Origin of the sequence: Pseudovibrio denitrificans JCM 12308, from assembly GCF_001310815.1 — a bacterium.
Classification (GTDB): Bacteria; Pseudomonadota; Alphaproteobacteria; order Rhizobiales; family Stappiaceae; genus Pseudovibrio; species Pseudovibrio denitrificans.
In genome coordinates, this window is the sequence record NZ_BAZK01000011.1 from 88,281 (window position 1) to 101,978 (window position 13,698).

Here is a 13,698-nt window from a genome sequence, read left to right on the forward strand (position 1 = left end):
CTTCTTTCTATTCTTCTTATCAGGAGATTAGGTAGTTCTCGATCTTCTGGTCAAGCTCAACCTTCACACTATTCCTTAACCCAGCGCTATCTTCCAGAATTTCCCGTGCCTTCAGGAAATCAAGTACCTGATATTGCTTGATATTCGGGAAGATGGAAAGGTCCGGTGCCCGTATTCTCAATTTTTCCTGAGAAATGGTCTGCATCAGGATCTGAGTGGCTCCGAACACACTTTCGGTCGCGCTGGGCACAGCGCGCTTCTCATCCTTCTTCGGCGTGCCAACCACATCCACGGCGATCACGATGTCACAATCGCCGGGCAGCACATCAAAGGGCAGGGGGTTCACCACGCCGCCATCAATCAGCACCGTGTTGTTCAGGTGCACAGGCTTGAACACAAACGGAATGGCAATACTCGCAGAAACCGCGTCCACCAGATTTCCCTCCGCAAAGCGCACTTCCTCTGCCTTGTAGTAATCCGCAGCAATGGCCTGAAACGGGATGGAAAGCTCAGAAAAGTCCTGCTTCAGCACATCACCGACAAAGACTTCCAAAACACGCTTGGAATCGAACTGGCCAAAACTGGACTTGCCGCCGATCAGATCTGCAAACCGTTTGGGCATGCTCACTTCCACCAGCTTGCCCAGCACCTTCTTCCACTCCCCAAGCGTTTCCAGTGTGTACTCCTCAAGCTGGTCACCGCTCATCCCACCAGCATATCCAGCGCCAATCAAAGCGCCGATAGAAGTGCCCGTAATGGCATGTGGGGTGAGGCCCATATCATCAAGAGCTTGCAAAACAGGAATATGGGAGAGACCGCGGGCGCCTCCGCCACCAAGGGCAACGCCGATCTTGGGAGTACTCATTGAAAGCCTGTTCCTTTAATATCTATAATAAAAATATAGGTGTTCCCCTCAGCTTTCCAATTGAAAACCGAGAAGAATACAGTGATAATCACCGCGACGAACATAGATAAACAATAGATGGGCGTTGGGGCAAACATATCATTATATTTGGTAGCAGTTGAGCAGGGCTCGACTGGCTGATGTGTAGCGGGGCTCCAATCTTGCGGTGTTACGATGAACTATTCCATGGGCTATCCGGCGGGCTTTGACCGAAATCTCCTGCAGTTTTCTCAAGAGCTATGGAACTGTTCATCCCTACAAGCACGCTGGGAAGAACTCACTCGATTTGCAGAAAAGCTCGGTTTTGAAAAAGGCGCCTACATCATCGTGCCCAAGATTGAGGGCCGTGTAGAGGATCGCCAGCCAATCTGCCTGTCCAACCATGCGCAAGACTGGGTAGAGCACTACAACTCCCATCACTACTATTTCAAAGACCCGGGTATGGACCACCTGCTCAGCGGCAGGAAGGTTGATCAGCTCTGGACGGACTATACCGTTCGGCCAACGAGTAAGGTGGACAGCGACTTCTTCAATGATGTCCGCTCTGCTGGTCTGAAGTTTGGCGTCACGATCCCACTGGAGTGTTCCAACAAGCATTTGGTGGGTGGGGCCAGTTTCGCCTCATGCGAACGCACCCAGTTGGGCTTCGATGCGCAGATGACCTCCAACTACCCGGTTCTGAAGGGTGCGGTGCACCTTTTCCATACTTATGCGCAAGAACCCGAAACCCTAAGCGAGTTTTTTGGTTTCACGCCGCGGGAGCATGAATGCCTGCTGTGGTTGACGGCGGGGAGGGCAAATAAAGAAATCGCCCATATCCTGAATCTCTCTGAGAAAACTGTAGAACACCACATAAAACGGGCCTGCAAAAAGCTTAGAGTGACCAACCGTACGCACGCTGTGGCCCGTGCAATGACCTTTCAGTTGCTTTCACCTTAGGCACTTGCAACTTTAAGGCATCAGGGAAAATCCCCCATTGTTATGAGTTGTGCATTTATGCATACTCACATTTGCTAGAGGTTGCACTTTAGCTCCTGCATGGCACTTTTTCGCCTCGTGCAGTTGTTTGTGGTAGTTTATCAATTTGATCTGTTGGTCTGGGCACAGGCTGTCGTGGCCCGGCCGAATAGTGTAGATAAATACAACTCCTCCGAAGCCAGCTTCGGAGGATTTTTTTTGCCCACCCCCAAGCCAAAAACAAAAAGAGCGGCCCTACAGCCGCTCCTTTCAAAACTCATAGGTCAAAGCTGAACTTGATCAGCCCTGCTGCTCACGCTCAACAGCGCGCCAACCGATGTCTTTGCGGTAAAACCCTTCCGGCCAGTCGATCTTCTCAATCGCGGCATAAGCTTTCGCCCGTGCTTGAGATACAGTCGCCGCCCGTGCGGTGATGTTCAGAACACGGCCACCATTGGACAGCAGTTTCTCATCAGCAACCACGGTGCCTGCGTGGAAGATCTCCACGTCCGGATCAGCCGCAGCTTCCACCAGACCTTTGATCTCGGTCAGCTTCTCATAGGAACCCGGATAGCCCTTGGCCGCCATCACAACAGTGATGGCAGGATCACTATGCCATTCCGCATCGACCAGATCCAAAGTACCTTCCGCGCAACCAAGCAGAATTGGCAGCAGGTCGGTCTTCAGGCGCATCATCAGCACCTGACACTCAGGGTCACCAAAGCGAACGTTGTATTCAATCAGCTTCGGACCGTCCTTGGTGATCATCAGACCAGCATAAAGCACGCCTTTGAACGGGCAGCCCTGCGCTTCATATCAGCGATGGTTGGATGGATGATTTCTTTCATCACCCGGTCCATCATCTCTTCGGTCATTACAGGAGCAGGGGAGTAAGCACCCATACCGCCGGTGTTCGGGCCTTCATCACCATCAAACGCACGTTTATGATCTTGTGCAGTGGCCAGTGGCAGCGCATTCACACCATCAGACAGAACGAAGAAGCTGGCTTCTTCACCCTCAAGAAACTCTTCTACAACAACCTCGGCACCTGCATCGCCAAATGCGCCATCAAAACAGCTGTCGACTGCGTCCAACGCTTCCTGCTCGTTCATGGCGATGATAACGCCCTTACCAGCAGCAAGGCCATCTGCCTTCACAACAATCGGAGCGCCTTGCTCACGAATGTAAGTCTTGGCGGCTTCTGCGTTGTCAAAGCGGCCATAGGCAGCGGTTGGCACGTTCGCGCGAGCACACATGTCTTTGGTGAAGCCCTTGGATCCTTCCAGCTGCGCAGCAGCAGAAGAGGGACCAAACACGCGCAGACCAGCATGGGTCAGGCTGTCAGAAAGGCCATCAACCAATGGTGCTTCCGGGCCAATCACGACAAAGTTGATGTCATGCAATCGGCAGAACTCGATGACACTACGGTGATCAGTCAGGTCCAGTGCAATACATTTGGCAAACTGTTCGATGCCTGCGTTGCCCGGAGCAACAAACAGTTCATTGAGCACAGGAGATTTTGCCAAAGACCATGCCAGCGCATGTTCACGCCCGCCAGAACCGATCAGCAGAATATTCATGAGAGGTAGACCCTGAAATTAAGAAGGGAACAGGTTCCCGAGTTGTGCGTCTAGATTGTGATGCAGCGTGTAGCATGAGTAACGCTGTCAGTAAACGAACAACAGCTCCGGAGAGACCCAAAAATGCCTCGTCCATCAGTCGAATTGCTGCTGGTTACACCGCTGTTTATGAATGAGTTCTTCGAGCTGCTGGCAAAATGGGGAGAGCAGGACACGCTCTCAGAGCCGGTTCTCTCGCTGGAAGAAACCGCCCGCCGCCTGTTGGTGGACCCAAGTGCAGGGCAGGCCTGGTTGATCAGAAGCACAGGAAAAAGTCTCGGATTTGTGCTCGTCAGCTATCGCTATAGCGTGCGGGCAGGTGGCAAGGTCGGGTTCATTGAGCAGATTGCTCTGGCCCCGATTGAAGGAATAGAGCGGCTGTTGCCCTCCATATTGCATGAGCTGGAAGACGATCTGGCACAAAAGTCTGTCGTTAAAATGGAGGTTTCGCTCAAGAAGCCTCAGGGAAAGACCAGAAAACGGTTCTTCGAAGAATTTGGCTTCTTGACGCAAAGTGTCGATCTGTTGGAAAAGACCATTCACTACGAAGAGGAATTCCCTCTTAGCTTTTAAAGCGTATATGGAGTGTGCCGTGTCATCCTGATGAGATGCGGAGAAGCTCCGGTGATGACGGTGAGGTGGCAATGTTCAATACCAAAGACACTGGACCAGTTGCTGATGCGGTAAAGCGTCATTGGGTTGATACACGCCTGCCTGCGGGCCTTCGCCCGTTTGCCCGCCTTGCAAGATGGGAACGCCCGATCGCTGGTACCTGCTCATGTGGCCGTGTCTGTGGTCTTTAGCTCTGGCTTCTAATGCAGCTGGCGCACCGATTCCAAACATCTGGTATGCCATCTTGATGTTCATTGGCGCAGTGGCAATGCGCGGTGCTGGCTGTACTTATAATGACATTGTCGACAAGGACATCGATGACAAGGTTGAGCGCACGCGCTCTCGTCCCATCCCGTCCGGTCAGGTCACCAGCAGGCAAGCCAAGATCTTCATGATTCTGCAGGCTCTGGCGGGGCTCATTGTTCTTCTACAGTTCAACACCTTCACCATCATTCTGGGCATGTCGTCCCTTGCCATCGTGGCGGCTTACCCGTTCATGAAACGCATCACCGACTGGCCACAGTTTGTGCTTGGTCTTGCATTCTCATGGGGCGCACTGATGGGCTGGGCAGCGGTCTTCGGCAGCTTGTCGCTGGCACCTGTGCTGCTCTATTGCGGCGGTATTGTCTGGACCATCGGCTACGACACTATCTACGCGCATCAGGACAAAGAAGATGACGCTCTGGTCGGCGTTCGCTCTACGGCACGTCTGTTTGGCGAGAAAACCCGTCAGGCTCTGGTCATTCTCTACGGAGCCACTGTGGTTCTGTTTGCAGGCGCATTCGTTCTCGCTGGCAGCGGTCTGCTAGCGTTTGCAGGCCTTGCGATTGGAGCCTTCCATCTGTTCAACCAGATCCGTGTGCTGGACATTGACGATGGAGATCAGTGTCTCGAGCTGTTCAAGTCCAACTCCACCTTCGGTCTGATCCTGTTTATCGGATTGGTACTGGACGGTCTGGCCGCCTATTACATCTAAGAATTCCGGCGACGCAGGGATGTAAAGCGGCGAGAGCTGGCAAAAACTTTCTGCAGCTTCGTCGGCTTACCTGTCTCACGTCCCACAAGAAACCGCGGGCGACGTCCGGTGAGCGCACGCAGTTTTCTGCGTGGCAATGGCTCCCCTTTAGAGCAGGTGTTCAAGCCAAGCGCGCAAGTTTGGAAGTGCCATCACTGTCGATGGTCAACAACGGTAATGCCAAAGCATCCGACCACGCTTCCCAGTAATCAGCCGTCAGTTCCATATCAGTGCCAGTAAGAAGCGGAATGCTCAGAGCATGATCTCGGTGCAGCAGAACCACCTGATACTCAAGCTCATCAGTGATCTCGTTGACCGTAACCTTAGCTGCAATACCTGAGTAGGAGCCAAGTGGAACCGACAGAGTAAGAGGCAAGCCCCCCATCTCCCGTCGGATCAGCACCTTGTCTGGATCAATGCGAATATCGGATCTGTTAACACCCGGTGTTTCAAGAAGATCATCCGGCAGGTCCGCTTGCATACGAAACGGCAGCGAGACACGCACACGATTAATGTGGTTGTCGTTGCTCGCAAGGCCCAAAAACTGCGATTTGTAGTTGATCACGGAACTGCCCCTCCCTCCACAGGTGTGGAGGTTTCAATTCATCTTCTTTTCAAACTAGAGGAAAATTACAGGGTAGAATCTGCGTAACTCCTTAACTCGAATGGTTAAAAAACTCTGATTTTAAAGAGGCTTAGCGAACCTCTTCCGAACTCGATAAAATTCTAACTATCTTTAGGTGGGTTCATCGGTAGGGCAGGGAACTGCAAGCAGAATGCCGCAATTTCTGCGTACAGCCCCGCGATTCTTGGCAGGTGTGCTTGCTCTTATGTCAGGCACGCCCTAAACACGAAGAGCAAGACAACAGGAGGTCCGCGCGAATGTCTGACGCAATTGCCAATTCAAAGCTTGAAGAACAGGCAGTCAGCTTGGTGGAAGCTGCAAAAGCAGCTGGAGCCGATGCAGCAGACGCAATCGCAGTTACGGGCATGTCACTGTCTGTCTCCGTGCGCGAAGGCAAGGTTGAAAACACCGACCGCGCAGAAGGCAACGACGTGACACTCCGCGTCTTTGTTGGCAAACAAGTCGCCAGCATCTCTTCCAACGCCAGTGATGACCCAGCCGAACTCGCTGCCCGCGCAGTGGAAATGGCAAAAGTCACTCCGGAAGACCCATATGCTGGCCTTGCTGAACCTGAGCGCCTCCTGAAAGAAATCCCGCAGCTGGACCTGATCGACCCACGCGAAGTGAGCCCGGATGAGCTGACCAAAACTGCTCTGGATGCGGAAGCCGCAGCACTCGCTGTAGAGGGCGTGTCCAAATCCGGCGGTGCTGGAGCAAGCTGGGGCCTCTCCGGCATCGTGCTTGCCACAAGCCACGGTTTTGTCGGCGCCTACCAACGCTCCCGATCCGGTTTCTCCATGACCGCTATCGCGGGTGAGGGTACTGGCATGGAGCGCGACTACGAATTCGATTCCCGCACGTATTGGATGATCTGATGTCTGCGGAAGAAGTTGGCCGCATCGCAGGCGAGCGGACAGTTCGTCGCCTCAATCCACGCCAGCTGGAAACCCGCAAGGCACCCGTGGTTTACGAACCACGTACTGCACGCTCCCTTCTTGGTCACTTCGCAGGTGCAATCAACGGTGCATCCATCGCCCGCGGCACCAGCTTCCTGAAAGACAAGATGGGCCAGCAGGTGTTCGGCAAAGGCATCACCATCTCCGATGATCCTTTCAAAGCACGTGGTGGCGGAACGGCCCCGTTTGATGCAGAAGGCACCGGAGCTGAGTACCTCAACATGATTGAGGATGGTATTCTCGGTCATTGGTTCCTGGATGGTTACGCCGCCCGTGAGCTTGGCCTGACCTCCAACGGTCGTGCCCGCCGCTCCGGTTCAAGCACATCTCCCGGCGCAACCAACCTGACACTACAGGCTGGCGAGAAAACACCGGAAGAAATCTTAAGAGATATCGGCGAAGGTTTGCTGGTAACGGACTTGATCGGTCACGGTGCAAACGGTGTAACAGGTGACTATTCCCGCGGTGCCTCCGGTTACTGGGTTGAGAACGGCGAAATCGCCTACCCAGTGAGCGAGATCACCATTGCAGGAAACCTGAAGGATATGTTCCTGAACCTCACACCGGCATCTGATCTGGACGAGCGATATGCAGTGGCAACGCCAACAGTGGTTATCGAAGGACTGACGATTGCCGGAAGCTAATACAAATAGCCTGCAGGAAGATCTGGAGCTGCTGGTCACAGCAGCTCTGCAGGGCGGCAAGATCGCCCTTTCTTATTTTGGAAACTCACCAAAAAACTGGACCAAAGAAGGCGACTCGCCGGTATCTGTCGCAGATATCGAAGTTGACCAGTTCTTGGCTTCCAAACTGCGCGAAGCACGCCCGAATTACGGCTGGCTTTCGGAAGAAACCGAAGACGATCTAGCCCGCAAGGATCACGAAACCGTCTTTATCGTTGATCCGATCGACGGAACTCGCGCGTTCCTCAATGGTCGCGATGAATGGTGCCTGTCTCTGGCCGTGGTCAAAAATGGCCGCCCCACCGTCGGCGTCATCTATTGTCCGGTTCGCGATGAGCTTTACACCGCAGTCAGTGGTGGTGGCAGTTACCTCAATCAGGAAAAGATCAGTGTTTCCGCTCGCCCATCTGTCACCGGATCCTACATTGCTGGTCCGGTCAGCTTCCTCGAAAAGGAAGGCGTAAAAAGCGAGCAGATTCGTTTTAGCCCCTATTTGGGCTCACTTGCCTACCGTTTTGCACTGGTCGCCTGTGGGAAATTGGATGCCGGTTTGGCCCGCGCCAGAGCCCGTGATTGGGACCTTGCCGCAGCGGATTTAATCATAAGCGAGGCTGGTGGGCAGTTAGTAGACTTGTCTGGATCAACGCTCTACTACAATAAAACTAGAACAAATCACCCCGGACTAGTGGCATCTTCTGCCAAATTGTTTAAAAGGCTTCAGGGAATATCCGTAGAGGATTAATCCTTACGGTATTCGGTCGGACTGTTTGTGGAGAAGGTGAGCGAACACCATGAGTGCTCAAGAAGAAAACCAACAGCTACTTCACCTCGTGTTTGGTGGCGAATTAGAAGATATCAGCAATGTTCGCTTTAAGGATCTTAAGGATCTGGACATTGTAGGAATCTACCCGAACTACGCTGAAGCACACGCAGCGTGGAAAGCAAAGGCGCAAAGCACTGTAGATAACGCCTTGATGCGTTACTTCATTGTACACATGCACCGTCTGCTTGATCCGGGCGCAGAAACCAAGTAAGTACTGCGCCTCCCGGGAATTCCGCCCGAAACCAAATGGGCCTGTGAAATGTTGAAAAAACTCGGCAAACACCCGCTTGTGATGAAGCTGGTGGGCAATGCCATGGCGTATTATCTGCTCTTCGTGCGCAAGAGCAGTAAGTTCACTCTCGATCCTCCGAACTTTTATGAGGATCACGAGGACACTGTTCCATACGTTGTGTCCATGTGGCACGGTCAGCATTTCATGATGCCCTTTGCGCGCCCAAAAGACTGGGACGTGCGGGTGATGATTTCCCGAAGTGCTGATGGTGAAATGCAGGCGATTTGCGCATCAAAACTGGGGCTCGGTCTCATCCGGGCCGCTGGTGCGCAACGCGCCAGCCAGATCAGCAAACGTGGCGGCATGCGCGGCTTTATCGAAGCTCTGCGTGCGCTGAAAGAAGGTGGCAACGTCGCGATGACGGCGGACGTGCCAAAAGGCCCTTCTCGTAAAGCAGGTAAAGGCATTGTTCAGCTGGCCAAGCATTCCGGTCGGCCACTCATGCCAGTCGCAATTGCGACCAGCCGTCATTATGACCTTGATACTTGGGATAAGGCTTCCATCAATTTGCCGTTCAGCCATATTGCGTTATGCTTTGGCGAGCCCATTCCGGTTCCGGCTGATGCAAGCGATGAACAGCTTGAGGAAATTCGTCAGCTTCTGGAAACCAGAATGAACGAGACGACTGACAAAGCTTACGCAATCGCTAAATCAGGCAAAAAATAATTACTGGCAGAACTGGGTCCCATGAGTTCAGTGATCTTCAGAGTCTATCAAGGTCTCGGTCGTCTGGCCGCGCCTTTGCTCGTTGGCTTATACAAGCTGCGCGCCCGACAGGGCAAAGAAGATCAGAACCGCAAAGGTGAACGTTTTGGCGTTGCCTCAAAGGATCGTCCAGCTGGAAACCTGATCTGGATCCACGCAGCTAGTGTTGGTGAAGCCAATGCCGTTTTGCCTCTGGCCAAGCAAGTGGTGGATGGCGGTTCACATGTCCTGCTCACCACGGCAACACTGACATCTGCGCAAGTGGTTGAGGCATCTGCGCCAGAAGGTGTGATTCACCAGTTTGTCCCCTATGATACCCGCGGCAACATCAAACGGTTCCTAAATCACTGGGCACCGTGTCTGGCCATCACTGTTGAATCCGAGATCTGGCCTGCAACGTTCCATGAGTTGGAGAAGCGCCAGATCCCGCTGATCATCGTCAACGGACGTATGTCAGAAGGTTCCTTTGCAAACTGGAACCGTGTTCCATCCTTCGCGCACTCCGTTTTCGGGACTGTAGACTGTGTGCTCGCGCAGTCTGACGATGATGGCGCCCGCTTTAAGCAGCTTGGTGCAATCCGCGTAAAGGCGACAGGCAACATCAAGTTTGATGGCAACATTCCTGAGTGTGACCCGGTCGAACTCGCTGATTTCAAAGATCAGCTCGAAGGTCGACCAAGATGGCTCGCAGCCAGTACACATCCTGAAGAAGAAGCCGAGATCGGTAAGGCCCATCTGGAGCTGAAGCAGAAGTTTGATCGGTTGCTCACAATCATTGTTCCTCGCCATCCGGTCCGGGCCAAAGAAATCCGGGAAGAGCTGGAGCATATGGGTCTCGTATGCACACAGCGCTCAAGAGGTGAGGCAATCACCAACGCAACAGACATCTATATCGCGGATACGCTTGGCGAGTTAGGTTTGTTCTACCGCGTAGCTCCAATCGTCTTCATGGGTGGCTCTTTCGCTCCAATCGGTGGACACAATTTGCTTGAACCAGCTCAGATTGGCTGTGCGATCCTCTCTGGTGTTCATACTCAGAATTTTGCATGGATCTATCGCCACTTCTCTAAAGAAGAGGGTGTGCTTTTGGTACACAATGCGAGTGAGTTGGCCGCACAGGTCGAAGATCTGCTCCATAAACCGGAAGAGGTTCAGCAGCGTACTGAAAAGGCGAAAGCCTTGGTAGAATCCGGACGCGGTGCGCTCGCTGCAACACAGCTTGAGCTGCAACAGTATCTTCCGGTGAAACCAACAGAAACAGGGGAGGCTTAAGTTATGAATGCTCCTAATTTCTGGTGGACGCCAAATGGAACGTGGCAAGCAAAACTATTGAGCCTCTAGGTGCGCTCTACGGGTTCTTGGCAGCACGCCGCTTCAAATACAATCCACGTTACAAAGCCAAGCAGCCAGTGATCTGCATCGGCAATTTTACAGCTGGTGGAACAGGAAAAACACCTTTTGCACTCGCATTAAATGCACTGCTGCGTGAAGCGGGTCATACCCCTGGTTTTCTGTTGCGAGGTTATGGCGGCACCAACAAAGGCCCGCTGCTAGTGGAAGCTTCCAACTATGCAGCTGCTGAGGTGGGAGATGAAGCTCTCTTGTTGGCTCGTCGTGGTCCAACAGTAATCTCAGCTGATCGCGCTGCAGGTGCGAAGCTTCTGGAACAGCAAGACATCTCTGTCATCATCATGGATGATGGATTTCAGAACCCTTCCCTGCACAAAGACTTCTCCATCGTGCTGCTGGATGCCAAAACCGGTATCGGTAATGCCAGATGTATTCCAGCTGGCCCACTCAGAATGCCGTTTAAGAAGCAACTGGGACGCGTTAGCCTGCTGATGGTTGTGGGTGAGGGGGATAAGAGCAAGCTGCAACAGGAAGCCGCCCAGCAAGCCGGTATCGACCTGATGCGCGCTGCTATCCGTCCCGTCTCTGCGGATGCACTGGAAGGGGAGCGAGTCCTGGCTTTTGCAGGTATTGGCCGGCCTGAGAAACTCTTTGCCAGCCTGAAGGAAGCAGGTGCTGAGGTCGTTGAGACCATGTCCTTCCCGGACCATCACTACTTTACAAAGGAAGATGCACGCCTGATTTTGCGCATGGCAGAAGCACAGGATCTGCTGCCGATCACCACAACCAAGGACTATGTGCGTTTGGATGGTCGCGAAGAGCGGTCCATTGCGCGGCTTGCAAATGTTGCAAGTGTTTTGGAAGTGGAAATGAAGATTGAAGATCCAGACGCCCTGCTTGAGCGCCTGAAACCAGTGCTTGGATCAGCGAGGGCTTAAGCCTTCAGATCATTGCTTTCATAAGCCTGTAGTGCAGCATCTGCATCCACATAAGCTTCCTGACGGGAAACACTCCAGTACTTGAGCTCTTCAAGCATGATCGTTTTGCCAGTGATCGCACACTTCACAAAGTTACCCGGTGCTTTCACCTGATAATCACCATCCATGTAGCGGATACGTGCTTCTGTTGGAATGCGCGGTTGTTCAAAACGGTTCATTATTTCTGCATCCGGAATTGTTTCATTTCTCTCTTCTTACCGCTCAAACTCTAAAAAGGCCACCGCGTATCTCCGAAAAATGGAGACGTAGTTTTCAGGTTAGAGACGCCCTTTGAAACGGCAAAGCAGTAAATCTGGATATCTTAAGCAATGAATTCTGGCAGCAATTAAGCTGCCGCCAGTTTTTCCCTGCGAATTTTCTCGATGGTCCGCCAGCACACATACTGCGCAAGAAAGGCAAAGACCACGCCACCAATGGCTTGTCCCGCCAAGACACCGTTAGCCTGATAGAAGTAAGCACCGGCAATGGTGAACGGAATGGTACCCAGTGTCGCTCTGCCCCAGTTGAACAGCATGGAATAGATTGGGAAGCCGAGGTTGTTAAAGACCGCATTGGTCACAAATAGTGCTGCGTTGAACAGGAAGCCAGCCGCAGCAAATGTGCAGAAGAAGAATACCAGAGACGCACTGTCACCCTCCGCATTGAAGAATTCAACAAGTGGCTCTTGCAGCATGAACAAAAGTGCCCAGGCAGCCAGCGTATAGACCACGATCAGCAGAAGAGAGTCCTTCACGATCTTGCTTAGGCGATCAAACTTCAAGGCTCCAAAGTTCTGCCCAATGATCGGACCAACAGCACCGGAAAGGGCAAACAGCGCACCAAAGGCCACAGGGATGATGCGGCCAACAATTGCAAAACCTGCAACGGCGCCATCACCAAACTGAGCCATCTCAGCAATGATCCAGGCGTTGCCTGCGGGCGTCGCAATGTTCGTCAGCATGGCAGGTGTCGCCACCTTGAACAGATCCACCGTATCACTCACAGCCTCTGAGATTTCTGGCTTGCCGATCATGTTGTGCTTCACGATCAGGATGTAAAAACCAACCCCAACCATCACCGCACGGGAGATGACGGAGGCAACAGCTGCGCCTGTGATGCCCATATCAAATCCGAAGATCAGGATAGGGTCGAGAACTGCCGTAACAAACCCGCTGGAAAGTGTCACAAACATAGCACCGCGTGCATCGCCAACAGATCTCAGCAGAGCAGAAAGCACCATGGCGCCAACAAGCAACGGCATGGATGGCACGACGATGTAAAGGAAGTCAGAGTGTACTCGAGAGTGCGTCCACTCGCGCCAAGCAACATCGCCAAATCATCCAGAAACGCCAGACTACCGGCCACAACAGCCAGTGAGATCAAAGTGGAGATGATCAACGACATACTAACGAGCGGTTCGCGCTTCTGGCATCCCCTTGTCCAATACGGCGGGCAACAGAAGCACTGGCAGCGATGGAAAGCCCGATGCCGATGGCGGAGTTGAAGAACATCACTGTACCGGCATAACCGATAGCCGCGGCCAGCTCTTCAATACCCAGCTGTGCAATGTAAAAAAGGTTAGCAAAATCAACGAGGAAAATAGCAATCAATCCGACGGAGCCGGTAGATGTCATCACCAGCACATGGCGCATGGTCGAGCCATAGGTAAACTTCGCATCCCGTGCGCCGGATCTAGTTGGTCTGGACATAAAAACTCACTTTTCGCGATGCTGATAGCAATCGCAGGAGAGGGCCTCAATGACCCTGCAATCATGTATCTTGCCGCTGGAACAATGAACCAGCATCTTTTTCAGTTCACTTTGCAGGCTTTGCAGACGAGCAATCTTGTCTTCAACCTCAGCAAGGTGAGCCCGCGCGATCTCGTCTGCGCCCTCGCAGTCATCTTCCGGATGTTCCTTGAGCAGCATAAGGCTCTCGATCATCTCAAGAGAGAAACCAAGATCACGTCCATGACGAATGAAAGACAGTCGGTTCAGGTGGTCTTCGCCGTATCGGCGCTGGCCTCCCTCTGTCCGCGGAGGCTCCGGTAGCAGCTTCTTTTGCTCGTAAAACCGGATTGTTTGGACTTTTACGCCAGCCTTCTTCGCCAGATCACCGATTGAATATTCACCAGCCATATCGAACCATAGGGATTAATGTGAACCTCGTGGGAATGCAGT

The 13,698-nt window shown here is 52.8% G+C and carries 13 protein-coding genes and 3 pseudogenes; 9 read left to right on the forward strand and 7 right to left on the reverse strand.

The genetic code is table 11. The annotated features are described in order from the left end of the window. Window positions 1-19: 19 nt before the first annotated feature. Complete coding sequence (locus tag JCM12308_RS16025) at window positions 20-865, reverse strand: patatin-like phospholipase family protein (RefSeq protein ID WP_054784432.1); 846 nt, start codon at window positions 863-865, stop codon at window positions 20-22. Between the two features lie 213 nt (window positions 866-1,078). Between JCM12308_RS16025 and JCM12308_RS16030 the strand changes: the two genes are divergently transcribed. Then, entirely contained in the window at window positions 1,079-1,843 is a 765-nt protein-coding gene (locus JCM12308_RS16030; RefSeq protein ID WP_054784433.1) for a helix-turn-helix transcriptional regulator, read from the forward strand. A gap of 318 nt (window positions 1,844-2,161) precedes the next feature. Here the strand turns inward: JCM12308_RS16030 and purD are convergent. Beyond that, window positions 2,162-3,441, reverse strand: a pseudogene (purD, locus tag JCM12308_RS16035) (phosphoribosylamine--glycine ligase). A 123-nt stretch (window positions 3,442-3,564) separates the two neighbouring features. On the opposite strand from purD, the gene JCM12308_RS16040 reads away from it, so the two are divergent. Continuing rightward, entirely contained in the window at window positions 3,565-4,053 is a 489-nt protein-coding gene (locus tag JCM12308_RS16040) for a hypothetical protein (RefSeq protein ID WP_014284291.1), read from the forward strand. A 71-nt stretch (window positions 4,054-4,124) separates the two neighbouring features. Beyond that, window positions 4,125-5,068, forward strand: a pseudogene (ubiA, locus tag JCM12308_RS16045) (4-hydroxybenzoate octaprenyltransferase). Between the two features lie 160 nt (window positions 5,069-5,228). Here ubiA and JCM12308_RS16050 read toward each other — a convergent pair. Then, entirely contained in the window at window positions 5,229-5,672 is a 444-nt protein-coding gene (locus JCM12308_RS16050; protein WP_054784434.1) for a DUF6101 family protein, read from the reverse strand. A 317-nt stretch (window positions 5,673-5,989) separates the two neighbouring features. Between JCM12308_RS16050 and JCM12308_RS16055 the strand changes: the two are divergent. The 6 genes and pseudogenes from JCM12308_RS16055 to lpxK all read left to right on the forward strand — a co-directional run bounded on the left by JCM12308_RS16055 (window position 5,990) and on the right by lpxK (window position 11,479). Then, window positions 5,990-7,332: pseudogene (locus JCM12308_RS16055) on the forward strand (TldD/PmbA family protein). Further along, entirely contained in the window at window positions 7,319-8,113 is a 795-nt protein-coding gene (locus tag JCM12308_RS16060) for a 3'(2'),5'-bisphosphate nucleotidase CysQ (protein ID WP_054784435.1), read from the forward strand. The pseudogene JCM12308_RS16055 and the gene JCM12308_RS16060 overlap by 14 nt, the downstream one beginning before the upstream one ends. 49 nt (window positions 8,114-8,162) lie before the next feature. Continuing rightward, complete coding sequence (locus JCM12308_RS16065; RefSeq protein WP_008550012.1) at window positions 8,163-8,405, forward strand: DUF4170 domain-containing protein; 243 nt, start codon at window positions 8,163-8,165, stop codon at window positions 8,403-8,405. A 48-nt stretch (window positions 8,406-8,453) separates the two neighbouring features. After that, the gene (locus JCM12308_RS16070; protein ID WP_054784436.1) at window positions 8,454-9,152 is read left to right on the forward strand and encodes a lysophospholipid acyltransferase family protein; all 699 of its coding nucleotides are present in this window, start codon (window positions 8,454-8,456) and stop codon (window positions 9,150-9,152) included. Between the two features lie 21 nt (window positions 9,153-9,173). Further along, window positions 9,174-10,463: a 3-deoxy-D-manno-octulosonic acid transferase gene (locus JCM12308_RS16075; RefSeq protein WP_054784437.1), complete on the forward strand. Its 1,290-nt coding sequence runs from the start codon at window positions 9,174-9,176 to the stop codon at window positions 10,461-10,463. A 41-nt stretch (window positions 10,464-10,504) separates the two neighbouring features. Beyond that, entirely contained in the window at window positions 10,505-11,479 is a 975-nt protein-coding gene (lpxK, locus tag JCM12308_RS16080; protein WP_244271922.1) for a tetraacyldisaccharide 4'-kinase, read from the forward strand. Here lpxK and JCM12308_RS16085 read toward each other — a convergent pair. From JCM12308_RS16085 to JCM12308_RS16095, 4 genes are all read right to left on the reverse strand, one after another. Continuing rightward, entirely contained in the window at window positions 11,476-11,697 is a 222-nt protein-coding gene (locus tag JCM12308_RS16085; protein WP_014284299.1) for a DUF2093 domain-containing protein, read from the reverse strand. The two genes, lpxK and JCM12308_RS16085, sit on opposite strands and share 4 nt — an antisense overlap. 167 nt (window positions 11,698-11,864) lie before the next feature. Further along, the gene (locus JCM12308_RS16090; RefSeq protein WP_373282379.1) at window positions 11,865-12,779 is read right to left on the reverse strand and encodes an MATE family efflux transporter; all 915 of its coding nucleotides are present in this window, start codon (window positions 12,777-12,779) and stop codon (window positions 11,865-11,867) included. 133 nt (window positions 12,780-12,912) lie between these two features. Further along, window positions 12,913-13,227: a hypothetical protein gene (locus JCM12308_RS33050; protein WP_208978641.1), complete on the reverse strand. Its 315-nt coding sequence runs from the start codon at window positions 13,225-13,227 to the stop codon at window positions 12,913-12,915. A gap of 6 nt (window positions 13,228-13,233) precedes the next feature. Next, window positions 13,234-13,656 (reverse strand): MerR family transcriptional regulator, encoded by a 423-nt coding sequence (locus JCM12308_RS16095; protein WP_014284301.1) that lies wholly within the window; start codon window positions 13,654-13,656, stop codon window positions 13,234-13,236. Between the last annotated feature and the right edge of the window lie 42 nt (window positions 13,657-13,698).